Origin of the sequence: Pacificimonas pallii (assembly GCF_019204005.1) — a bacterium.
Taxonomy (GTDB): domain Bacteria; phylum Pseudomonadota; class Alphaproteobacteria; order Sphingomonadales; family Sphingomonadaceae; genus Pacificimonas; species Pacificimonas pallii.
This window is the reverse complement of record NZ_JAGSPA010000003.1, coordinates 386973-409753: the sequence shown is the minus strand read 5'-3', so window position 1 is coordinate 409753 and position 22781 is coordinate 386973. Positions and strand designations below refer to the sequence as shown.

The 22781-nt window shown below is 63.9% G+C and carries 20 protein-coding genes; 17 read left to right on the top strand and 3 right to left on the bottom strand.

The window, feature by feature from the left end; genetic code table 11:
• Positions 1–2: 2 nt before the first annotated feature.
• Positions 3–1502 (bottom strand): CoA-acylating methylmalonate-semialdehyde dehydrogenase, encoded by a 1500-nt coding sequence (locus KCG44_RS10565; RefSeq protein ID WP_218446050.1) that lies wholly within the window; start codon positions 1500–1502, stop codon positions 3–5.
• Positions 1503–1674: 172 nt separating this feature from the next.
• Entirely contained in the window at positions 1675–2097 is a 423-nt protein-coding gene (locus KCG44_RS10560) for a DoxX family protein (protein WP_218446049.1), read from the bottom strand.
• Between the two features lie 243 nt (positions 2098–2340).
• On the opposite strand from KCG44_RS10560, the gene glpD reads away from it, so the two are divergent.
• On the top strand, positions 2341–3873 hold the full coding sequence (gene glpD, locus KCG44_RS10555) for a glycerol-3-phosphate dehydrogenase (RefSeq protein ID WP_218446048.1): 1533 nt from the start codon (positions 2341–2343) through the stop codon (positions 3871–3873).
• A gap of 30 nt (positions 3874–3903) precedes the next feature.
• On the opposite strand, the gene KCG44_RS10550 is transcribed toward glpD, so the two are convergent.
• Complete coding sequence (locus KCG44_RS10550; RefSeq protein ID WP_218446047.1) at positions 3904–5412, bottom strand: acetyl-CoA acetyltransferase; 1509 nt, start codon at positions 5410–5412, stop codon at positions 3904–3906.
• A gap of 158 nt (positions 5413–5570) precedes the next feature.
• Between KCG44_RS10550 and KCG44_RS10545 the strand changes: the two genes are divergently transcribed.
• From KCG44_RS10545 to ftsA, 16 genes are all read left to right on the top strand, one after another.
• Positions 5571–5852: a hypothetical protein gene (locus KCG44_RS10545; protein ID WP_218446046.1), complete on the top strand. Its 282-nt coding sequence runs from the start codon at positions 5571–5573 to the stop codon at positions 5850–5852.
• A 309-nt stretch (positions 5853–6161) separates the two neighbouring features.
• Complete coding sequence (locus KCG44_RS10540; RefSeq protein ID WP_218446045.1) at positions 6162–6635, top strand: division/cell wall cluster transcriptional repressor MraZ; 474 nt, start codon at positions 6162–6164, stop codon at positions 6633–6635.
• On the top strand, positions 6632–7633 hold the full coding sequence (gene rsmH / locus KCG44_RS10535) for a 16S rRNA (cytosine(1402)-N(4))-methyltransferase RsmH (protein WP_218446044.1): 1002 nt from the start codon (positions 6632–6634) through the stop codon (positions 7631–7633). Before KCG44_RS10540 ends, rsmH begins: the two co-directional genes overlap by 4 nt.
• A complete protein-coding gene (locus KCG44_RS10530) occupies positions 7630–8223 on the top strand; it encodes a hypothetical protein (RefSeq protein ID WP_218446043.1) in 594 nt (197 codons plus the stop codon). The genes rsmH and KCG44_RS10530 overlap by 4 nt, the downstream gene beginning before the upstream one ends.
• Positions 8220–9929 (top strand): peptidoglycan D,D-transpeptidase FtsI family protein, encoded by a 1710-nt coding sequence (locus KCG44_RS10525; protein WP_218446042.1) that lies wholly within the window; start codon positions 8220–8222, stop codon positions 9927–9929. Before KCG44_RS10530 ends, KCG44_RS10525 begins: the two co-directional genes overlap by 4 nt.
• 40 nt (positions 9930–9969) lie before the next feature.
• Positions 9970–11385, top strand: coding sequence for a UDP-N-acetylmuramoyl-L-alanyl-D-glutamate--2,6-diaminopimelate ligase (locus KCG44_RS10520; RefSeq protein WP_218446041.1), 1416 nt, complete (start codon positions 9970–9972; stop codon positions 11383–11385).
• Complete coding sequence (locus KCG44_RS10515) at positions 11382–12743, top strand: UDP-N-acetylmuramoyl-tripeptide--D-alanyl-D-alanine ligase (protein ID WP_218446040.1); 1362 nt, start codon at positions 11382–11384, stop codon at positions 12741–12743. Before KCG44_RS10520 ends, KCG44_RS10515 begins: the two co-directional genes overlap by 4 nt.
• Complete coding sequence (mraY, locus tag KCG44_RS10510; protein ID WP_218446039.1) at positions 12743–13813, top strand: phospho-N-acetylmuramoyl-pentapeptide-transferase; 1071 nt, start codon at positions 12743–12745, stop codon at positions 13811–13813. The genes KCG44_RS10515 and mraY overlap by 1 nt, the downstream gene beginning before the upstream one ends.
• On the top strand, positions 13810–15096 hold the full coding sequence (murD, locus tag KCG44_RS10505) for a UDP-N-acetylmuramoyl-L-alanine--D-glutamate ligase (RefSeq protein WP_218446038.1): 1287 nt from the start codon (positions 13810–13812) through the stop codon (positions 15094–15096). Before mraY ends, murD begins: the two co-directional genes overlap by 4 nt.
• A gap of 14 nt (positions 15097–15110) precedes the next feature.
• Complete coding sequence (locus KCG44_RS10500) at positions 15111–16271, top strand: peptidoglycan glycosyltransferase FtsW (RefSeq protein WP_255536478.1); 1161 nt, start codon at positions 15111–15113, stop codon at positions 16269–16271.
• A complete protein-coding gene (gene murG / locus KCG44_RS10495; protein ID WP_218446036.1) occupies positions 16268–17386 on the top strand; it encodes an undecaprenyldiphospho-muramoylpentapeptide beta-N-acetylglucosaminyltransferase in 1119 nt (372 codons plus the stop codon). The genes KCG44_RS10500 and murG overlap by 4 nt, the downstream gene beginning before the upstream one ends.
• Positions 17387–17443: 57 nt before the next feature.
• Entirely contained in the window at positions 17444–18838 is a 1395-nt protein-coding gene (gene murC, locus KCG44_RS10490; RefSeq protein WP_369411980.1) for a UDP-N-acetylmuramate--L-alanine ligase, read from the top strand.
• 4 nt (positions 18839–18842) lie between these two features.
• Complete coding sequence (murB, locus tag KCG44_RS10485) at positions 18843–19730, top strand: UDP-N-acetylmuramate dehydrogenase (protein ID WP_369411966.1); 888 nt, start codon at positions 18843–18845, stop codon at positions 19728–19730.
• A complete protein-coding gene (locus KCG44_RS10480) occupies positions 19727–20647 on the top strand; it encodes a D-alanine--D-alanine ligase (protein ID WP_218446034.1) in 921 nt (306 codons plus the stop codon). The genes murB and KCG44_RS10480 overlap by 4 nt, the downstream gene beginning before the upstream one ends.
• Positions 20644–21513 (top strand): cell division protein FtsQ/DivIB, encoded by an 870-nt coding sequence (locus KCG44_RS10475; RefSeq protein WP_218446033.1) that lies wholly within the window; start codon positions 20644–20646, stop codon positions 21511–21513. The genes KCG44_RS10480 and KCG44_RS10475 overlap by 4 nt, the downstream gene beginning before the upstream one ends.
• Positions 21510–22769, top strand: coding sequence for a cell division protein FtsA (gene ftsA / locus KCG44_RS10470; RefSeq protein ID WP_218446032.1), 1260 nt, complete (start codon positions 21510–21512; stop codon positions 22767–22769). Before KCG44_RS10475 ends, ftsA begins: the two co-directional genes overlap by 4 nt.
• Positions 22770–22781 lie beyond the last annotated feature (12 nt).

The window sequence follows — 22781 nt, the reverse complement described above, 5'->3', positions numbered from 1 at the left end:
GCTCACCCCATGGTCGGAATGACAAAGGCGTTTTCGTCGCCGACGCCGCTGCCGTCGGGCCAGCGCTGTGTAACGGTTTTCAGCTTTGTCCAGAAGCGGACGCCTTCCATACCATGCTGGCCATGGTCGCCAAAGGCAGAGCGCTTCCAGCCGCCGAAGCTGTGATAGGCGATGGGGACGGGGATCGGCACGTTGATGCCGACCATGCCGACATCGACGCGCTGCGCGAATTCGCGGGCGGCATGCCCGTTGCGGGTGAAGATGGCGACGCCATTGCCATACTGGTGCTGGCTGGGCAGCTTCAGCGCGTCCTCGAAACTTTCCGCGCGGACGATCTGAAGGACAGGGCCGAAGATCTCTTCCTTATAGCTCTGCATATCCGGCGTGACATTGTCGAACAGGCTGGGGCCCATGAAAAAGCCGCTTTCGTGCCCCTGCATGGAAAAGCCGCGACCATCGACAACAAGGTCCGCGCCTTCATTGACGCCAGTCTGAATCCAGTTTTCGACGCGGGTGCGATGCTCCGCCGTGACGACGGGGCCGTAATCGGCGTCCGGGTCCGTCGAAACGCCGATGCGCAATTTCTCAATCGCCGGGATCATGGCGTCACGCAGGTCGTCGGCGGTCTTCCTGCCGACCGGGACCACGACCGGAAGGGCCATGCAGCGCTCGCCTGCGGAACCGAAGGCGGCACCGGACAGGTCGTTTACCACCTGGTCCATATCGGCGTCGGGGAGGACAATGCCGTGGTTCTTCGCGCCGCCCATGGCCTGAACGCGCTTTCCGGCGTCGACGCCGCGGCGGTAGACATAATGCGCGATGTCGGATGAGCCGACGAAGCTGACGCCTGCAATATCGGGATGGTCGAGAATCGCGTCGACCATTTCCTTGTCACCGTTGACGACCTGCAAAATCCCCTCCGGCGCGCCCGCCTCCAGCATCAGTTCGCCAAGCCGCATGGGGACGGAGGGATCGCGTTCCGATGGCTTGATGATCATGGCATTGCCGCAGGCGATGGAGACGCCGAACATCCACATCGGGATCATCGCGGGGAAGTTGAACGGCGTGATGCCCGCGCCGATGCCGAGCGGCTGGCGCATGGAATAAACGTCGATGCCTGGTCCGGCGCCCTGAGTGTATTCGCCTTTCAAAACATGCGGAATGCCGCAGGCGAATTCGATGACATCGAGACCGCGCTGCACATCGCCGCGCGCGTCGGCAAGCACCTTGCCATGTTCGGACGACAGCAGTTCGGCAAGCTCGTCCATGCGCGCCTCGACAAGACGCTTATATTCGAACATGACGCGCGCGCGTTTTTGCGGATTGGTGGCGGCCCATCCGGGCTGCGCGCCCTTGGCGAGGTCGACGGCGCGGTCGAGATCGCCCTTGGTGCCAAGCTGCACCGATGCCTGCACCTCACCGGTGGAGGGATTGAAGATGTCCTTTGTCCGCGTGCCGCCCGCGACGCGCCCGCCGCCGATCAGATGTTCTACGATACGCATTCAATGGTCTCCTGTGAAAATCCGGTTGTTTCGCTACTTACAAACGGACTGTCGGCCCGGTTGCAAGCCAGCAGCCGTCATTTGGTCCGCGGCCGATGTCTTTATCGAACGCGGCGCGGATCGCTATCCATATTCACGGTGGCGGCGGGAAGGGGCCGCCCTGAATGCCGCTTCATGGGCGGGCCGCTGACCGGGCCGACTTTTTTCGCATCGGCCAGTCGATGATGCCGCCCGCGAAAAGCGCCCACCAGACGAAGACCGGCTGGAAGAGCAGGCGCGGGACGTGATAGCGCCAGTCAAGCGTGACACCGTTCACTTCCAGTCCCTCAACGGCATGCCTGATGTTCGCGGGGTAGACGGCGACGGCATAGGCGGCAAGCATCCAGCCCGCGGCGCGGCGGAATTTCGGGGTCATCAGCAGGACAGCGCCGATGATTTCCCAGATGCCGGTCAACGCAACGACTTGCTGAGGGAAGGGCACCCATTGGGGCATGATGGCGAGAAACGGTTCCGGCGTTCTGAGATGCGCGATGCCGACGTAAAGATAGATGGCCGTCAGCAGCCAGCGCAGTCCAGTCCGGACAATCTCACCCATTTCCCTGTCCCGCCCCCGCGTGCCCGGCGTGCGGCAGGCGGCGGGCACGCGTTCCCCGCACGCCCTCATGCCCGCATGATTGAAGATGACCGATCCGCGGCAGGCATGACGATGCAGCGGATTGCCGACAATTCTTATGTTTCATCGGTACCTTTGCCAAAGCGCCCGCCGCGTAATTCATAGATTGCTGCATGTCCGCTGCTATAGGGAGCGTATTGAGATCAGGAACCACTGACGGCGAATATGTACGATTTACTGGTTATCGGCGGCGGGATTAACGGCACGGGCATTGCGCGCGATGCCGCTGGCCGCGGGCTGTCCGTGTGTCTTTGTGAACAGCATGACCTGGCGTCGCACACGTCATCGGCATCGACGAAACTGGTCCATGGCGGGCTGCGTTATCTGGAACATTTCGAGTTCCGGCTGGTGCGGGAATCGCTGAAAGAACGCGAGACGTTGATGCGCGCCGCCCCGCACATCATCTGGCCGATGCGCTTTGTGCTGCCGCATCGCAGCGGCGGGCGTCCGGCGTGGATGATCCGGATCGGGCTATTCCTTTACGATCATGCGGGCGGGCGTAAGCTTCTGGACGCGACGACATATTTGAAGCGGCGGTCCTCGGATCGATTTACGCCGCTGGAAACGGATGTGAAGTCGGCATTCGAATATTCCGATTGCTGGGTCGAGGATAGCCGTCTTGTCGTTCTGAATGCCGTCGATGCGAAGGAACGCGGCGCCGACGTCCTGACCCGCACGGCCTGCACCGCGCTGGAACGCCATGCCGGTCATTGGTCGGCCACGCTGGCTGACGAGAATGGCAATGCCCGCATGATCGAGGCGCGGGCGATCGTAAACGCGGCCGGACCGTGGGTTTCCGACATTGCCGGGATGGCGGCGCAGACATCCGAAGGCCGCCTGCGGCTGATCAAGGGATCGCACATTGTCGTGCCGCGCCTGTATCCCGGCGAGCAGGCCTATCTGCTGCAGAATAGCGACGGGCGTGTGATCTTCACCATTCCCTATGAGGGCAAATATACGCTGATCGGGACCACAGATGTTCCGCATGACGGTAGCGACCGCGCCGCCATCGCCATCTCCGGCGACGAGATCGACTATTTGTGCGGCGTGGTGAACCGCTATCTGAGCAGCGATATTACGGCCGACGATGTCGTCTGGACCTACGCCGGTCTGCGGCCCCTGTTCGATAACAATAGCAGCGATGCGTCGAAGATCACGCGGGATTATCATTTTGATTATTCCGCAGGCGATGGCGGCGCGCCGATTCTGTCCGTGTTCGGCGGCAAGATCACCACTTATCGGCGACTGGCGGAAAAGGCGCTCGACAGGATGAAGGGCGACCTTGCCGAGATGTCCGCCCCCTGGACCGCGCGCGCGCCGTTGCCGGGCGGCGATATCGCGGACGCGAATTTTTCAGGCTTTCTGGCGGGCGCCAAAGCGCGCTTTGGCTGGTGCCCGCCGACATTGCTGCGCCGCCTGGCGCGGGCATATGGAACGCGGATCGACATCATCATGCGGAACGCCAGCGGCATTGCCGATCTGGGCGAAGAAGTCGCGCCGGGGCTGCACGGCGCCGAGCTGCACTATCTGGCGGAACATGAATTTGCGCGTACCGCCGACGACGTGATCTGGCGCCGCTCAAAGCTCGGTCTGCACGGCGCGGCGGACAAGGTCGATGCCATCGAGGCATGGTTCGAAACCTACAGGTCCGCGAAAGACCGTGACGAAGAGCGCCGCGCCGCCAAGGCAGGCGCTTAGATCCTCTGACACGGCCGTGCGCGACGCCCGCTATTCGAAAACAGCCTCATTCACCGGGTCGCCTGACGTGACCGTGATCCGCTGCCCGACGGCATTGGCCTGTGTCAGCCGATCAAGGCCGGATGTCATCTGCGCGAGAAAGCGCCTGCCTTTGCCCTCGCCGATGACGATGGCGAACTTCGCGCCGCCGCGGCCATGGACGACCGTATAGGCTTCGATCGTCCCCGCGCCCGACGGCGCTTCGTCCACATTCCGCGATGGCAGGGCATCAAGGTCCGCCTGGTAGGTCGCGGGATCGACGCGGGGGGCGTAGCCGGGCCGGGCGCTGTAGACACCGAAACTGTGCTTCGAAAGATAACCGCCATTGGCGAAGACGAGGCCGTAGTCCTGGGGCGCGTTACGGCACGCCGCGTAAACTTCGGCGATGCCGTGGAGGGAATAGGCGTTGCCCGGGCCGCCAAAATAGGGGAGTCCGCCGGTCATGGTCAGCCGCTTTGGCCTGTCGGTCGGCAGGCCGATGGCTTCCGCCGCGATCTCGACGGCAACGGGAAAGCAGGAGTAAAGGTCCACCGGGCCCAGGTCGCTGGCCGCAACACCGGCCTGGGATAGCGCGTGCCGCGCGCCCATTTCAATCGCGGGGCAGCGGGCGAGATCCTCGCGTTCCGACGGCGTCTTCTCCGCCGTATCGGCGCTGCCGTGCAGATAGACGCGGCGGTCCCGCGCAATGCCGAGCGCGTCCGCCCGTGCCGCTGACATTAGGAGCACGGCACCGGCCTGATCGACAAACATGTTGGATACGAGATATTTTGTATAGGGCCAGGAAATCATGCGATTTTCGGCTGTTTCCTCGGTAAGTTCGCCGGGTGCGCGCGATATACCGGCCTGGGCATAGGGATTGTTCGCGGCGACGTCCGTAAAGCCGCTCATCAGGCGGCCGATCTGTGCGCGGTGTTCCGCCAGGGACCAGCCCTTTTTCGCGCCATAAGCGGTTTCAAACAGCGGGTAGACATTGACCGGCATGGCAATGCCGTGCGCCAGTTCGTGCCGGGTCAGGAGGCGCGCCTCGGGAAAGGGCGTTTCGGGCGGTGCCGGGGCATCCTCGCCCCATTCCGGGTCGAGGCCCGCCTTTGCCGCGCGTGCCTGTGTACGCAGCGCCTCGCCGCCTGCGATGAGGGCGATATCGGCCTCCTTGTTCCAGATGGCTTCGGCAAAATGATTGACCAGCATTTGCGGCGTGTTGCCGCCAACGGGGCCGTAAACGGCGCGCGCGTCCGTCGCCCCAATACGCCGGGCGACGGACCAGGGCAGGTTCCGATATGCGCCGAAGGGCGATGCGAAGGCCGGTCCGGAATCCGCGAACAGCCGTACGATCGCAACAGTGTCGATGTCGGATGCGGACACTTTCCCCGCATCCACCAGCGCGCGCCGTGCGACCTCCGCCAGCATGTCCGCGGGCGACAGGCCGGCGGCGGGATCCCGCGTGCGGCCGACATATTGCGCGGCGCCGACAAGGCAGGGCGTATTGGGTGCGACCGTCATTCAAATCTCCCGCAGCCTCGGGGCCGCCAAACCGGATTTTCGCATACATATCTTCGTACAACCCGCTGTCACCCTTGCGATTGGGGGAGGAGGAGGACTATCTTAGGGTTATGAATAGGGTACGATTAGGCATAACGGGTCTGGCCCTGGTCTTCCTGATGGCACTGTTATTCGCAGCGCTTTTCGGTCCGGTCGGGCTTGTCGAACCGGGCGGCGGGCAGAATGATACGCTCGCGACGCTTGGCGTCGCCCCCGGAAGCGAGGAGGCACTCGATTCCGCGCCTGAACCTGAGTCCGAGCCGCAGCCGCCATTGCCGGGATTCGAACAGCCCGCCATCATCATGCCGCCGCCGGTTGAAGATGTTCTGCCAGCAATTCCAGCCGATCCGAACGCGCCGCAGGAACAGCGATCATCGGAAGGCGAGCTCACCGAGATCTAGCCGGGTGCCCGTGGGATGGAAGGTCCCCGACATCTTATCCCACAGACTTATCCACAGGCTGTGTGTCAGGGGTTGTCCTGCACACCCAAATCAGGAGGTGTTATAAAACTGTTGTAATACAAATGTTTGTCAATGACGGGGCCGATTATCCCAACATTTCCATTGAATTCCCATGCCATCCCATGTTAGCCCTTTTGCACATGGGATGTGGTGCGCTGTGTTGATCGGGTAGTTCCCGGATTGTCGGATTTTTGACCTGATGATGATGCGTTTTTGCCGCGTTCCGCAGAGAATGATGGGAAAGCGCGGGTGGCCGACGGCCTTTTTGAAGGAATTCACCTGAACGGTGTCGATGCGAAGGGACGAATCTCGATTCCGGCCCCTTTTCGCGACGTCCTGCAGGTGAAATCCGGCGAACGCCGCCTGGTGCTGATGCCGCATCGCAAGATGAAACCCTGCCTGCTCGCCTACGATACCGCGAAGATGGAGCGGATGAACGCGGCGAAGCGCGAGCGGTTCGCGGAAGATGAAATTTCCGATGAGGAGGAAGAGGACCGGCTGGCCATCTTCGCACTCGCGCACCGTCTGAATTACGAGGAGGCTGGCCGTCTCAGCCTGCCGGAAGATCTGCGCGATTATGCCGGGATCGACGATTTGGTGCTGATGTTCGGCATGGGTGACAATTTCCAGATCTGGCGGCCCGAGACCTATATCGAAGAAGCGAAGAACGAGACGGTTCTGCGCATCGTGAAGAGCAAGCTTGCCCGGGCGCGCAAGTCATGAGCCGTGCGCCGCATATTCCCGTGCTGCTTGACGACGTGCTTGCCGCGATTGCGCCGGTACAGGGGGCCGTGGTGGTCGACGGGACATTCGGTGCCGGCGGCTATGCGTTTGCCGCGCGCGATGCCGGCGCGGATCATGTCTATGGGTTCGACCGGGACCCCGACGCGATCGCCGCCGGTCGCCGGCATGCGGGCGGACAGCTGACCCTGATCGAAGAGCGCTTCTCTCGCATGGGGGAGGCGCTGGCGGATCGCGGCGTGGGCCGGGTCGATGCGATCATGCTGGATATCGGCGTGTCGTCGATGCAGCTGGATCAGGCCGCCCGCGGTTTTTCGTTCCGCGAGGACGGGCCACTCGACATGCGCATGGCGCAGGACGGGCCGACGGCCGCCGATCTGGTGAATGAGGCTGATGAAGGCGAGCTGGCCGACATCATCTATCATTATGGCGATGAGCGCGCCGCACGGCGGGTGGCACGCGCACTGGTCGGCGCCCGCCCGCTGGCGCGCACGCACGAAACAGCCGAAATCATACGCCGCGCGGTGGGGCACCGTCCGGGCGCAAAGACGGACCTGGCGACCAAGACGTTCCAGGCGCTGCGCATCGCGGTCAATGATGAAATGGGCGAGCTTGAGGCGGCGCTGGAGGCGGCGGAACGCCTGCTGGCCCCCGGCGGACGCCTTGCCATTGTCAGCTTCCACTCGCTGGAGGACCGCATCGTGAAACAATTCCTGCGGACCCGCAGCGGCGGCGCGCCGGGTGGTTCGCGCCACCAGCCGGAACTGAACGCTTCCGGGCCAGCGCCTACATTCGCACGTCCGGCACGTCCCGTCCGCGCGGGGGATGCAGAACTGCGCCGCAATCCGCGTTCCCGCTCCGCAACCCTGCGCGCGGCGACACGTACCGATGCCGCCGCATGGGCCGGTACAGAGCGCGCGGATGCAGCGCATCGATCAACCAGAGGATGGACCGCAAAGCGGCCCGGGAGAGCAGCATGAGCAAGTTTGGCACCATCGGTCTTGGTATTGTCACCATTGGCGCGGGGCTTGGTCTCTATCTGTCGAGCTATCATGTCGGCGAGGAGCGCGACCGCATCTCTGATTTACAGGCCCAGATGCGCGAAGACACGGACCGCATCGCGAAGCTGCAGGCCGAGATCGGTGCGCGCTCATCGCTCGCGCGCCTTGAAATGCTGAATGCAAGCCTGTGGAATTATCACGCGCCGAAGCCGGGTCAGATCGTCGGCGGACCGCGTGCGTTCGCGGCTGCGTTCGATCAGAGCGGCGCGGCGGCGCTGCATCTGGCCGTCGTGGACGATGCCGCTGTGACGGCAACGCCTGCGCGGGTCGCCGCGCCGGTCCGGACTGTTGCCGTCGCCGAGTCCGCGGCGGAAGTGCCGCGCCCGCTGCCCGTCGCCGCGCCGCCAGCCGACCAGCAGGCAAGGCAGGCGCCGAAGGAAACCACCTTTGCCGCAGCCGAATTGGCGCAGGCGGACCCCGTGGACCTGTTTTCCGATAATTTCATCGCTGACGTCGACACGGCGGCAACGCTGGAGCGCGCCGGTTTCCAGAAAGTCTCACTACGGTGAGCCCGGCGGCTCTCCGCACCCTTCGCATCCAGCTTGCAGGGAAGCGCCAGGCGCACCTGCGCCGCGCACGTCAGCGTATGGTGGTGGGCATGGCCCTGTTCGGCTGCCTGACCCTGCTGACCGGTGCGCGTCTTGCCGACCTGGCGCTGCGAGAACCGGTGGGCGTCGCAAATGCCCATAATCTTTGGGAGCGCATTGGCCCGCGCGCGCCGATCGTCGATCGCAATGGCAGCGATCTGGCCCGCAGTTTCGAAGCCTATTATCTGGCCGTGAAACCGCAGCAGCTGATCGGTGACCCCGCCGAGATCGCGGAGCAGATAGCGCGCATCATCGGCGAGCGCGATCCCGCGGACATTCAGAAGAAGCTTAGCCACCGTGGCAAATGGGCATATGTCGAACGCCGCGTCATGCCGCGCGATGCGCAGGCGCTGAAAGCGCTTGGCGAGCCCGGACTGGAAATCGGCCGGGAATGGGAACGCGTCTATCCCAATGGTACGCTGGCGGCGCATACGATTGGCCATGCCAATGCCGACGGTGAGGGTATGGCCGGGCTGGAGCGTCAGCTGGACGAACGCCTGCGCGACCCCGACCGCGCGGACGAGCCGGTGCAGCTATCGCTCGATACGCGCGTGCAGCATGTTCTGGTGCAGGAACTCGCCGCGCAGATGGACAGGCATTCCGCCATTGGCGGCAGCGGTATCGTGATGGACGTGCGAACGGGCGAGCTGATCGCCATGACCTCGCAGCCGGTATTCGACCCCAATGCGCCGAAATTCGGCGGCGGCGGTGAGATGGATCCGCGCTTCAACCGCGCGACATATGGCGTCTACGAACTTGGCTCGACATTCAAGGCGCTGACCATGGCCATGGCGATGGAGAGCGGCGTCGTGACGTCGATGGCGCAAGGCTATGATGCCAGCGCGCCGATCAGGATCGGCCGTCACCGCATCCGCGATTTTCACGCCAAGAACCGCTGGTTGAGTGTCCCTGAAATCTTCATGTATTCATCGAACATCGGCACGGCGAAAATGGCGCTGGATATTGGCCCGGAACGGCAGCAGTCGTACCTGTCACAACTGGGCATGCTGGACCGCCCGACGCTGGAACTGGCCGAGCGCGGAAAGCCGTTGCAACCGCCGCGCTGGGGCGAAGCTTCCACCATGACGATCTCCTATGGCCACGGCCTGTCCGTGACGCCGCTGCATCTGGCGGCCGCCTATGCCGCGATCGTCAATGGCGGTGTCTATCACGAGCCCACGCTGATGAAGCTGGGTCTGGACGAGCAGCCGGAGGGTCGCCGTGTCTTTTCAGAAGCGACATCGGCGCGGGTAAACGCGCTGCTGCGGCTGGTCGTGAAGAACGGCACGGGCCGCAATGCGGAGGCCGAGGGCTACCGCGTGGGCGGCAAGACCGGCACGGCCGAGAAGCCCAAGAATGGCGGTTATGCGCGGCGGTCGCTCGTGACGACTTTTGCCGCCGCCTTCCCGATGGACGATCCGCAATATGTCGTGGTTGCGATGCTGGATGAGCCCAAGGGGATCAAGGAAACCTATGGCTATGCGACGGCGGGCTGGACGGCCGCGCCGGTGGTGAGCCGCGTTATCGGCCGCATCGCGCCGCTGCTGGATGTCGCGCCCTCGGACACGAAAGATGTCGACCTGTCTGAAATGCTTGCGCAGGTTCGCGGCGCGAAGGAGACCGGGTAGTGCCGGAGCGATTTCCGGTTCCGGCAGATAGAGACGCATCATGAAACTCGGCACGCTGATCGGCACTGAAGATAAAACGCGGGTGACGGGCTTTGCGATCGACCACCGGAAAGTCGCCAAGGGAACCGTTTTCGGCGCGTTTCGCGGTGCCAAATTCAACGGCGAGGATTTCATCGCCGCTGCGGTCGATGCGGGTGCCGCGGCGATTGTCGCCGCGCCCGGTGCCTTGGTGGAGGGTGTTCCCCATATTGCCGCCGATGAGCCGCGCCAGCGTTTCGCCGCGCTCGCCGCGCGCTTTTACGGGCCGTTCCCGCAAATGACCGCGGCGATCACGGGCACAAATGGCAAAACATCGACAGCGGAGCTGCTGCGTCAGCTATGGCGTTTTGCCGGACATCCTGCGGCATCTATCGGGACGCTGGGCGTCACGACGGCCGAGGGGCAGGTGTCGACCGGCCTGACGACGCCCGACATTGTCACGTTCCTGTCGAACATGGCGGGTTTGCAGCGCGAGGGCATTACGCATGCGAGCTTCGAAGCGTCCAGCCATGGCCTGTCGCAATATCGCACCGAAGGGTTGCCGGTACGGCTGGCCGCGTTCACCAATCTATCGCGCGATCACCTAGACTATCACGGGACGATGGCGGCCTATTTCAACGCCAAGATGCGCCTGTTCAGCGACGTCGTGGCGTCGGATGGCACGGCGGTTATCTGGGCCGACGATCCAAAATCCGCCGAAGTCGCCGACATTGCGCGTTCACGGGGCGTGCGGACGCTGACAGTGGGGCGCGATGGCGCGTTCCTGCGGCTGGTGTCGCAGACGCCAACGCATCTGGGTCAGACGCTGGAAATCGAAGCGGAAGGCAGGACGCACCTGCTGAAGCTGCCGCTGATCGGTGCCTATCAGGCGGCGAACGCGCTGGTCGCGGCCGGCCTTGCGCTGGCGGGCGGTGACACGCTGACGCAGGTGCTGGGCAATCTGGCGCGGGTGGTGCCGGTGAAGGGGCGTCTGGAGCGCGTTGCGCTTTCGAAAACGGGCGCGCCGATCTACGTCGATTACGCGCATACGCCCGACGCCATCGCGGCGGCGTGCGATGCCCTGCGGCCACATACGGACGCGCGGCTGCATCTGGTGTTTGGCGCAGGCGGCGACCGCGATCAGGGCAAGCGCGGCCCGATGGGCGCAATCGCGCGGGAAAAGGCGGATGTCCGCTATGTCACCGACGACAATCCCCGCGGCGAAGATCCGGCCATCATCCGCCGCACCATCATGGCAGAGGCGGGCGAGGCGCTGGAAATCGGCGACCGGCGGGAAGCGATTGCGGCGGCGATCATGGCGGCGGCGCCGGGCGATGTCGTGCTGATCGCTGGCAAGGGCCATGAACGCGGCCAGATTATCGGCGACAGGGTGATGCCCTTCGACGATGTGGCCGTCGCGCGGGAAGAAGCCTCATGACGTTATGGACGTCGGCAGATATCGCCGCCGCGACGGGCGGTACCGCGTCGGCGGACTTCACTGTCGATGCGGTGACGTTCGACAGCCGCGAAGTCATTGGCGGCGAGTTGTTCGTGGCGATGAAGGGCGAGGTCACCGACGGCCACCGGTTTATCGGTACGGCCATCGACCGCGGCGCGGCCGGGTGCCTGGTGAGCGCGCCTGTCGAGGCGCCCCATGTTCTGGTGAAAGACGGTCTGGCCGGTTTGACCGCACTGGGTATCGAAGCGCGCAAGCGGGCATCGGCGAAGATCATCGGTGTGACAGGCAGCGTCGGGAAAACCAGCGTCAAGGAAGCGTTGCGGCTGGCCCTGTCGGAAGTTGAGCCGCTGCACACGCACGCGTCGGTGAAGAGCTATAATAATCATACCGGCGTTCCGCTGAGCCTGGCGCGGATGCCCGCGGATAGCCGGTTCGGCATTTTCGAAATGGGCATGAACCATGCCGGAGAGCTTTCCGCGCTGACGCGGCTGGTGCGCCCCGACATCGCGATCATCACGGCCATCGCCCCTGCGCATATCGAGTTTTTCGAAAATGAAGCCGCCATCGCCGACGCCAAGGCGGAGATATTCGAAGGTCTGACGCCGGGCGGGACGGCGATCCTGCCGCTCGACAGCCCGCATTATGTTCGTCTGAGGGCCCGCGCGGAACGGTTTGCCGATAATGTCCTGACGTTCGGTCTGGATAAACGCGCCGACGTGCATGTCATCCGCTCCGCGATCGTGGAGCACGGGACGGTCGTGCAGGCCGTGGTGGGCGATGTGGAGATCGCATATACGGCGCAGGTCGCCGGTGAGCACTGGCTGAGCAACGCCATGGCCACACTGGCCGCAGCACATGCCGCGGGCGCGGATATTGCGGCGGCGGCCCTTGGTATCGCGCAGTTGCAGGGTCTGGCCGGACGCGGGGCGCAGCATGAAATTCCGTGGGGGAACGGCACGGTTCGCCTGCTGGATGAAAGTTACAACGCGAATTCGGCGTCGATGAAGGCGGCGCTTGCCGTTCTTGCCGATACCGCCACGGAGGGCAGGCGTATCGCCGTCCTGGGCGCGATGAAGGAACTGGGCGATCGTTCCGATGAATATCACGCCGAACTCGCCGCGCCGATCCGCGCTGCGGGGGCGGACCCCGTCATCCTCGTGGGCGAAGAAATGCAGCCTCTTGCCGCCGAGCTTGGCTGTGCCCTCCTGCCCAATGCGACGGCCGCAGAAGAGTGGTTGCGAAGCGAGCTGAAGGCTGGTGATACAGTGCTTGTAAAGGGTTCGAATTCGATCGGCCTGTCGCGCATAATCTCGGCGTTCCGGGGAGAGGCTGCCTAATGTTTTACTGGATTGCGGAATCGTTCGGTTTTGAGGGGTTCTGGAACCTGTTTCGCTACATCACCTTCCGCTCCGGCGCGGCGGTGATGACGGCTTTGTTTCTGGGCCTGTGGATCGGCCCCGGCATGATCCGCTGGCTGGCCTCCAAACAGGGGAAAGGCCAGCCGATCCGTGAGGATGGCCCGGCCAGTCACCTGCTTACGAAGCGCGGGACGCCCACCATGGGCGGCCTGATGATCCTGATCGCGCTGACCGTGTCGACGCTGCTGTGGGCGCGGCTGGACAGCCTGTTCATCTGGACCTGTCTGTTTGTCACGCTTGGCTTTGCGCTCATCGGATTTTCCGACGATTACAACAAGGTTTCCAAGGGCAACCACAAGGGCATTTCCGGCAAGGTGCGCCTGCTGCTGGAATTCGCTGTCGCGGGCGTGGCCTGCTGGATGATCGCCGACCGGACCGACACCACCTTATATTTGCCGTTCTTCAGTTTTGGCCTGGAGATGGGGCCGTTCTACATCCTGTTCGCCGCGTTCATCGTGACCGGCTTCGGCAATGCCGTGAACCTGACGGACGGGCTTGACGGGCTGGCGACCATGCCGGTGATCATCGCCGTGCTCACCTTTGCGCTGATCGCGTATCTTGTCGGCAATACGCGGTTTTCCGATTATCTTGGCATATTATACGTTGAGGATGCGGGGGAGCTGGTGGTGTTTTGCCTGGCCATTATCGGTGCCTGTCTGGCGTTCCTGTGGTACAATGCGCCGCCTGCGGCCGTGTTCATGGGCGATACCGGGAGCCTTGCCCTTGGCGGCGCGCTGGGGACGGTGGCGGTCGTGGTGAATCATGAACTCGTCCTGCTGGTCGTGGGCGGCCTGTTCGTGCTGGAGACCGTCAGCGTCATCGTGCAGGTTGCAAGCTTCAAGCTGACCGGCAAGCGTGTCTTTAAAATGGCGCCTATCCATCATCATTTCGAGGCGATGGGCTGGGCGGAATCGACTGTCGTGATCCGCTTCTGGATCGTGTCCATCGTGCTCGCTCTGGCAGGCCTTGCCACGCTGAAGCTGAGATGATCACGAGCGCCGCCTTTGCCGGACTCAGCTATCACGTGCTGGGCCTCGCCCGCACGGGACTGAGCGTCGTGGAGGCGTTGCTGGCATCCGGTGCGGAGGTTGCGGCATGGGACAGCCGGGAAGAGGCGCGGGCCGCCTTGCCGGCCGGCGTTTCGCTCGCGGATCCCATGGAGACCGACCTGAGCGGTTACCATGCGCTCGTCATATCTCCGGGCGTGCCGCTGAATACGCATCCGCTGTCCGCGCGCGCGGCGGCGGCGGGCACCCCGATTATCGGCGATGTGGAATTGTTCGCGCAGGCCCGTGCGGGCCTGCCGCCGCACAAGGTTGTGGGGATCACTGGTACGAACGGCAAGTCGACTGTCACAGCGCTTATCCATCATGTGCTGAGGGCGGCGGGCGTACCCACCAGCATGGGCGGCAATATCGGCCTGCCGATCCTGTCGCAGGACCCGCTGCCCGTGGGCGGCGTTCATGTGCTGGAGCTGTCGAGCTATCAGATCGACCTGACGCGGACGCTGGCATGTGAGGTGGCGATGCTGCTGAACATTTCACCGGATCATCTGGACCGGTATGATGGCAGTATGGACAAATATGCGGCGTCGAAGGCACGGCTTTTCGAGATGCAGTATGGTGCGGGTAGCGCGGTGATTTCGGGCGCTGACCAATGGTCGGCGGCAATCCGGGCCGCGCATGCCGAACGAATGGCAGCGCTGACGGGTGATCTGCTGGATCAGCAGGAAAGCTGGCCTGCGTTGCAGGGACCGCATAACCGGCAGAATGCGGCAGCGTCGATTGCAGCGCTGAGGCGGCTTGATATCGCCGACGCTGCTATTCTTGCGGGGTTTGAGAGCTTCCCCGGCCTGCCGCACCGGATGGAGCGGATCGGCGTGCGCGGCGGCATCGCCTATGTGAATGACAGCAAGGCGACCAATCCTGAAAGTGCCGCGCCTGCTCTTGCCGCGTTCGCACCCATTCACTGGATCCTGGGGGGAAAGGTGAAAGGCGCCGACCTCGATGCCTGCATGCCGTATCTGGATCGCGTCGCGGCGGCCTATCTGATCGGCGAGGGCGGGCCGGTATTCGGCAATGTCCTGCGGGGCAGGGTGCCTGAACTGGTCCAGGCGGGGACATTGGAAAACGCGGTGAAGATCGCGTCGGCGAAGGCGAGTCCGGGCGATACCGTTCTGCTGTCGCCCGCCGCCGCCAGTTTCGACCAGTTTCGCGATTTTGAGGAGCGCGGCGATATCTTTCGTGCCTTGGTTGAGAGGCTGCCAGCATGAGGGCGCTAAGGACAATGTTCTCTCGCGGAGATCGTACGATCCTCGGGCGCTGGTTCTGGACCATCGACCGGCCTTTGCTGGGCATGGTGCTGCTGTTGATGGGCATCGGCCTGATTGCCGTCGCGGCGGCATCGCCTGCGGCGTCGCAGCGTTTGTCGGGGGCGAATTATACCTATGCCGATCTTTATTTTCTGAAGCGGCAGGTGATCTGGGTCGCCATCGGCCTTCCGGTGCTGATCGCCGTCTCGATGCTTCCCAAGCTATGGACGCGAAGATTGGCGCTGCTCGGCACGGCCGGGGGGCTGGCGGCGCTGGCGGCGCTGCCGTTCCTAGGGGATGAGGGCACCAACGGCGCCGTGCGCTGGATCATCATAGGCGGCTCGCAGGTGCAGCCCTCGGAACTCCTGAAACCGATGTTCATCGTCACCACCGCATGGCTGCTGGCGTTTCGCTTCGACGATCCCAAAGTACCCGCGATTCCGGCGTCGGGTCTGCTGCTTGTGCTCATTGTCGCGTTGCTGATGATCCAGCCGGATCTGGGCCAGACGGTGCTGGTTTCAAGCATATGGGTTGCGCAGGCGTTCATTGCGGGCCTGAGTGCGACGCTGCTGGCGATCCTGATCGCGATTGGCGCGGTCGGCATATTGATGGCGTATCTGTTCGTGCCGCACGTTACGAGCCGGATCGACCGGTTCATCACGGGCGAAGGCGATAATTTTCAGGCTGAGCGCAGCATCGATGCCATTCGTTCAGGCGGCCTTTTCGGCACCGGGCCGGGGGAGGGGCAGGCGAAATTCAGCCTGCCGGAACCCCATACCGACTATATTTTTGCCGTGATCGGTGAAGAGTTCGGCATGATCGCCTGCCTGTTCGTCGCGATCCTGTTTCTTGCCATCGTCGTCAGGGTGATCACGCAGCTATTTGACGAGGACGACCCGTTCGTGACGGTCGCCGCGGCCGGGCTGGCGGCGCAAATCGGCCTGCAGGCCTTCATCAATATGATCGTGGCGCTGGACCTGCTGCCATCGAAGGGCATGACGCTGCCGTTCATCAGCCATGGCGGGTCGAGCTTTCTGGCGCTGTGCATCGGCACGGGAATGCTGCTGTCGCTGACGCGTCGCAGCCGGTTCCTGACCCGGGCCGCCGAGCCCGAGATGCGGCTGGGCGCGACATGAAGACGGGCGCGCATTATCTCGTCGCTGCGGGCGGTACGGGCGGCCACATGGTGCCGGCGCATGCCGTCGCGCGCGAACTGGAACGGCGCGGCGCGCGGGTGTCGCTGATCACCGACGCGCGGGGTGCCCGCCTGCCGGGGCTGTTCGGCGGCAATGACAGGCATATCATCGACGCGGCGAGCATTGGCAGGAATCCGCTGAAATGGCCGGGTGCGATGTGGAAGATCGCGAAGGGCAGACGGCAGGCGGCCGGGATCCTGCGCGATGATCCCCCTGCGGCCGTCATCGGGTTTGGCGGCTATCCCGTGCTGCCTGCGATGATCGAGGCGGCGAAGGCGGGCATTCCCACACTGATCCACGAACAGAACGCGGTGCTGGGCCGGGTCAACCGCGTATTGCAGGGACGCGTCGACGCCATCGCGACCAGTTTTGTGCAAACGTCACGGTTGAGCGCAGCCGACAAAGCGGACTTTACCGGCAATCCGGTGCGCGGCGATGTGGCGGCTCTGGCCCGTAGCGACTTCCCCCTGTTCGACGATGTCATGCCGCTGCGTGTGCTCGTGCTGGGCGGTTCGCTGGGGGCGACGGTGCTGTCAGAAGTCGTCCCGCGCGGACTCGCCGCCCTGCCCGAGCCGCTGCGCCAGCGACTGCAGGTCATGCAGCAGGCGCGCGAGGAGGATATCGCCGATCTGGCCGCGGCATATCGGGACAGCGGCATTCCCGCCGACCTTTCGACCTATATGGAGGATGTGCCCGCCGCATTGGCGCGCGCGCACCTGTTCATCGGGCGCGCCGGGGCCTCGACCATCGCTGAACTGACCGCGGCGGGACGTCCGGCGATCCTGGTACCGCTGCCCATTGCGACGGATGACCACCAGGCGGCGAATACCGCGGAGATGGTGGCCGCGGGCGGTGCGGTCATGCTGCGCCAGGACAAATTTACGCCCGAAGCGCTTGCCGCGCAGATCGCCGCAATGGTTGCGAAGCCGGAAACGCTTGCAAATGCGGCCGCGCGCGCGAAGTCGGTTGGCCGACCCGATGCCGCCATCCGCGTTGCCGATATGGCTGAGCGCCTGGCAGGCTTCATATCCCGAGCCCAAGAGAGTGAGACTTAAGCTTTGACCAGTGCCGATATACAGGAACGCCGCAGCCAGGCCCGCTTTTCAAAAGCCATCGGGATCATTCATTTCGTCGGTATTGGCGGTATCGGCATGTCCGGCATTGCGGAGGTGATGAAGAACCTTGGCTATGATGTGCAGGGTTCCGATATTGCGGACAGCGCCAAGGTGGAATCGCTGCGGGAGCTCGGCATTCGCGTCGAGATCGGCCACAAGGCGGAAAATGTCGAAGGCGTGAGCGTCCTCGTCATCTCGACGGCGATCAAGCGCGGCAATCCCGAAGTGGATGCTGCGCTTGAGAAACGCATCCCGGTCGTCCGCCGCGCGGAAATGCTTGCCGAGCTGATGCGCCTGAAATCAAATGTCGCCGTCGCGGGCACACATGGCAAGACGACGACGACGTCCATGGTTGCGGCGCTGCTCGATTCCGGGGGAATGGACCCGACGGTGATCAATGGCGGCATCATCAATGTCTATGGCACGAATGCGCGCGTCGGTACGTCGGACTGGATGGTCGTCGAGGCGGACGAAAGCGACGGCACGTTCCTGCGCCTGCCGCCGACGCTCGCCATCGTCACGAATATCGATCCTGAACATCTCGATCATTACGGCGATTTCGACGCGATCAAGAAGGCCTTCGTCGATTTCGTCGAGCATGTGCCGTTTTATGGCGCGGCGTTCCTGTGTATCGATGACAAGGATGTGCAGGCGATCCTGCCGCAGGTGCGTGACCGGCGCATCGTGCCCTATGGCTTTTCCGCGCAGGCCGATATTCGCGGCGAGAATGTGCGCCCTGAGCCCGACGGCAACCGCTTCGACGTGGTGGTTCGGGACCGGGAAGGCGAGACGCGCACGATCGAGAACCTGTTCCTGCCCATGCCCGGACGGCACAATGTGCAAAATGCGCTGAGCGCTGTTGGTGTCGCGCTGGAACTTGGCCTGACCGACGAAGCGATCCGCGAGGGGTTTGCGCGTTTCGGCGGGGTAAGGCGGCGCTTTACAAGGGTCGGCGAAGTCGACGGTGCGCTGATTATAGACGATTATGGCCATCACCCGGTTGAGATCAAGGCGGTGCTGCAGGCCGCGCGCGAATCCGCGAAAGGGCGTGTCATCGCCGTCTGCCAGCCGCATCGGTACACGCGTCTGCGGGATCATATGAACGAGTTCGCAACCTGCTTCAATGATGCGGATATCGTCTATGTGACGCCTGTTTACGAAGCGGGTGAGCAGCCCATCAAAGGCGTCAATGCCGACGCGCTGGTCGCGCGCCTGAAAGAAGCCGGACACCGCAAGGTTGCCGTCATCAAGGATGCCGAGGCGCTGGCCAAGGAACTGGCGGGTGTGGCTGAGAAGGATGACCGTATCATCTGCCTGGGCGCCGGTGACATTACGAAATGGGCTGCCGGTCTGGCGGACACGATCCGCCTTGCGCGGGACGGGACGATCTAGGGCCGTGTCCGAGACCCTGCCCACCCCGCGCGGTACGCTTACGCAGCATGCAGACCTGTCGAAGTTCATCTGGTTTCGTACCGGCGGTCCGGCGGAATATATGTTCCGTCCTGACGATGTGGCTGACCTGTCCGACTTTCTGGCGGCGCTCGATCCCGGCGTTCCTGTCATGCCTGTCGGCGTCGGATCCAATCTGATCGTGCGGTCGGGCGGCGTGCCCGGCGTGACCGTGCGGCTTTCCAAGGCGATGGCGACCATCACCGTTGACGGCATGCGCGTTCGTGCGGGTGCCGCGGCAATGGGCATCTCCGTCGCCAGCGCCGCACGTGATGCGGGCATTGCCAGCCTGGAGTTCCTGCGTGGGATCCCCGGGACGGCGGGCGGCGCGGTGCGCATGAATGCGGGCGCCTATGGCAGTGAAGTCGTTGACGTGCTGGTCGAAGCGACGGTCGTCCGGCGCGGCGGTACGGTTGAGACCCTGTCGAAAGACGAGCTTGGCTTTACCTATCGCCATTCAAACCTGAACCCCGGCGATATCGTCGTCGAAGCGGTGTTCGAGGGACGCCCTGGCGACCCCAGGGATATCGGCGCGCGCATGGATGAAATCCAGGAAAAGCGCGAAGCGTCTCAGCCAACGCGCACGCAGACCGGCGGTTCAACATTCAAAAATCCCGATGGCGGCAAGGCGTGGCAGCTGGTCGATGCGGCCGGATGCCGCGGGCTCACCATCGACGGCGCACAGGTGAGCGAAAAGCACACGAATTTCCTGATCAACACCGGCACGGCGACCGGCAATGCCATCGAGGATCTTGGCGACGAGGTGCGCAGGCGCGTAAAAGCGCATTCAGGGGTCGATCTGACATGGGAAATCGAACGGGTGGGCAACCGATGAAAGTCGCGGTTCTGATGGGCGGCTGGTCCGCCGAGCGCGAAGTCTCGCTGATGTCCGGCAGGGGCGTGGCCAAAGCGTGCCGGACGCTCGGTCATGAGACGCACGAGATCGACATGGATCGCGACGTCGCGGCGGTCCTGTCCGCGCTTGCGCCCGATATCGTTTTCAATGCGCTGCACGGGGTCCCGGGCGAGGACGGCACGGTTCAGGGCATGCTCGACATGCTGGGACTGCGCTACACGCATTCCGGTGTCGCCGCGTCCGTGGTGGCCATCGACAAGGAACTGACGAAGCGCGTCCTGGTGCCCGCGGGCATCCGCATGCCGGAAGGCAGGATCGTCGAGACGGAAAGTCTGCACGCAGGGGATCCGCTGCCGCGCCCCTATGTGCTGAAGCCGGTGAATGAGGGATCGTCGGTCGGTATCGCCATTGTCACGGCGGACTCGAATTACGGAGACCCGATTGCGCGCGATGCCGCCGGACCATGGCAGGATTTCAAGACGCTTTTGGCCGAACCGTTTGTCGGCACGAGGGAACTGACGGTCGCCGTGCTGGGCGACAGGCCGCTCGCGGTCACCGAGCTGATCCCGACCCGGGGCTTTTACGACTTCGACGCGAAATACACAGAGGGTCTGACCGAGCATCGCTGCCCCGCCGATTTACCGCAGGATGTCGCCGCGCGGGCCATGGCGGATGCCGTGAAGGCGCATCAGCTGCTGGGCTGCGAAGGCGTCAGCCGGTCGGACTTCCGCTATGACGATCAGGGTCCAGAAGGTCTGTACCTGCTGGAAACCAACACGCAGCCCGGGATGACACCGCTCAGCCTGGTGCCGGAACAGGCCAGGCATGTCGGCATGACCTATGAGCACCTGGTGCAGCGCATTATCGACGAAGCGCTGGAAGGGACGGGCCCATGACCGAACGGGTGGTCCTAAAGCGTGGAAAACCTGCTCCGAATCCGCGGGCGCGGAAGGCGGGAGCGAAAAAACCGCCGCCGCGCCGAAAGGCGAAATCCGCGCGTCCATGGCTGGCACCCACCATCGCCGTCAGCCTGGCGATTGCCGCGCTCGGCGCCGCGTGGCTGTACCGCCTGCCGGACCGGTTGTGGCTTGCCGCGGCCAACGGCGTTGCCGCCGCGGGCTTCGAAGTGCGCGACGTCGAACTGACGGGCAATCGGGAACTGACCACGCTGCCCGTCTACACGGCGGCGCTGGACGGGGCGTCGGATTCCATGCTGCTGGTCGACCTGGACGAGGTGAAGCAGCGGCTGGAGCTGTTGCCCTGGGTCGCTGAAGCCAGCGTGGGGCGCATCCTGCCGGACAGGCTGACAGTCGATATTGTTGAGCGCGAGCCCGCCGCGATCTGGCAGAATGAGGGCAGGCATCAGTTGATCGACGTCGAGGGGCGTGTCCTTCCGGCGGATGATCTTTCCCGCTTTGCGCACCTGCCTTTGGTCGCCGACAAGGGCGCGGAGGCTCAGGTGCCGGACCTGATCGCGTTGCTTGCCGATTATCCCGCCCTTGCCGAGCGGCTGGAGGGTGCGGTGTGGCGTAGCGAGCGCCGCTGGAACTTCCACCTGAAATCCGGTGAGATCCTGATGATGCCGGAGGATGAAGCGGAGCTGCGCGAGGCGCTGAACGTCTTTGTCCGCATGGAACGCGACACGGGCGTTACCGGGCGAGGCTTTCTGACCGTGGACTTTCGCGTTCCCGAACAAATGATTGTCCGCAAGGGCAATGGCGCAAATGATCCGCTGACGACGGCGGAAGGAACCGAGATATGAGCCGCAAGCCTGCCAAGCAGCGCGGTGAAAAGACCGTCGCCGTCCTCGATGTCGGATCGTCGAAGGTCGCCGCCCTCATCGCCCTGGTCGGCCCGGATGAAGATGTCCCGCGCGTGATCGGCATGCACCAGCTGGCGTGCACCGGTATGAAAAGCGGTCTCGTTGCCGATCTGGCCGCGGTTGAATCCGCCGTGCGTCAGGCCATGGACAAGGCGGAGCGAAATGCCGGGGTCACTGTTCGCGATGTCGCCGTGTCCGTTTCCGCCGGCGGGCTGGAGAGTGACCTGGCCACTGTCGAGGTCGATATTGGCGGCCAGCGCATCGAGCGCGCCGACCTGGATCATGTACATGACGAGGCGCGCGCGGGAATCGAACCCGAGGGCCGGATCGTGCTGCACGCGGAGCCCGCGCTCTATACGCTGGATGGACAAAATGCGGTGATCAACCCGCTTGGCCTGCATGCCGAAACGCTGGCCGTGTCGATCAACATTCTGAGTGCTGAACGCGCGCCGATGCAGAATCTGGAAATGGCGGTCCGCAGCGCCGATCTGAATGTGACATCAAAGATCGCCGCGCCGGTTGCCGCCGCGCGCGCCTGCCTGAGCGCGCAGGAAAAGGCGCTGGGTGTCGCCCTGGTCGACCTTGGCGCGGGGCGCACCAACATCGCGATCTTCGCGCAGGGGCTGATGGTCGGGTTTTCCTCGATCGCCATGGGCGGCGAGGATGTGACGCAGGATGTCGCCAGCGCGCTTGGCACGCCGCCATATGCAGCGGAGCGCCTGAAGGCGCTGAAAGGGTCGGCAAGCGCCGTTCCGCGCGATAATCACGAACGCATCGATGTGCCGGGACTTCAGGGCGGCGATTCGCTGTATCAGCGGCCGCGCGCGGAGCTGGTGCATGCCATACGCGGCCGACTGGACGTGCTGTTTGCGCTGATCGACGAGCGTTTCGAGGAACTCGGCTTCGTCGGGCCGCGTGCGCGGCAAGTTGTCCTAGCGGGCGGCGGCGCGGCGCTGGCGGGCATTGCCGATTATGCCGAAGGCATTCTTGGCCGCAACGTCAGAATCGGAGCACCGTCCGGATTGACCGGATTTCCGGAACAGCAGCAGGCCAGTGCATTCAACGTGCTGACCGGGCTGGCTCTGATGGCGTCTGAGGATCAGCCTGATTTCTGGCAGCAGAAGACCACGACATTCGTCCCTGCCGAAGGCTCCGGTCTGTCGCGTATGTGGCGCCTGCTGAAGCAGAACATTTGACGAATTTTTTCA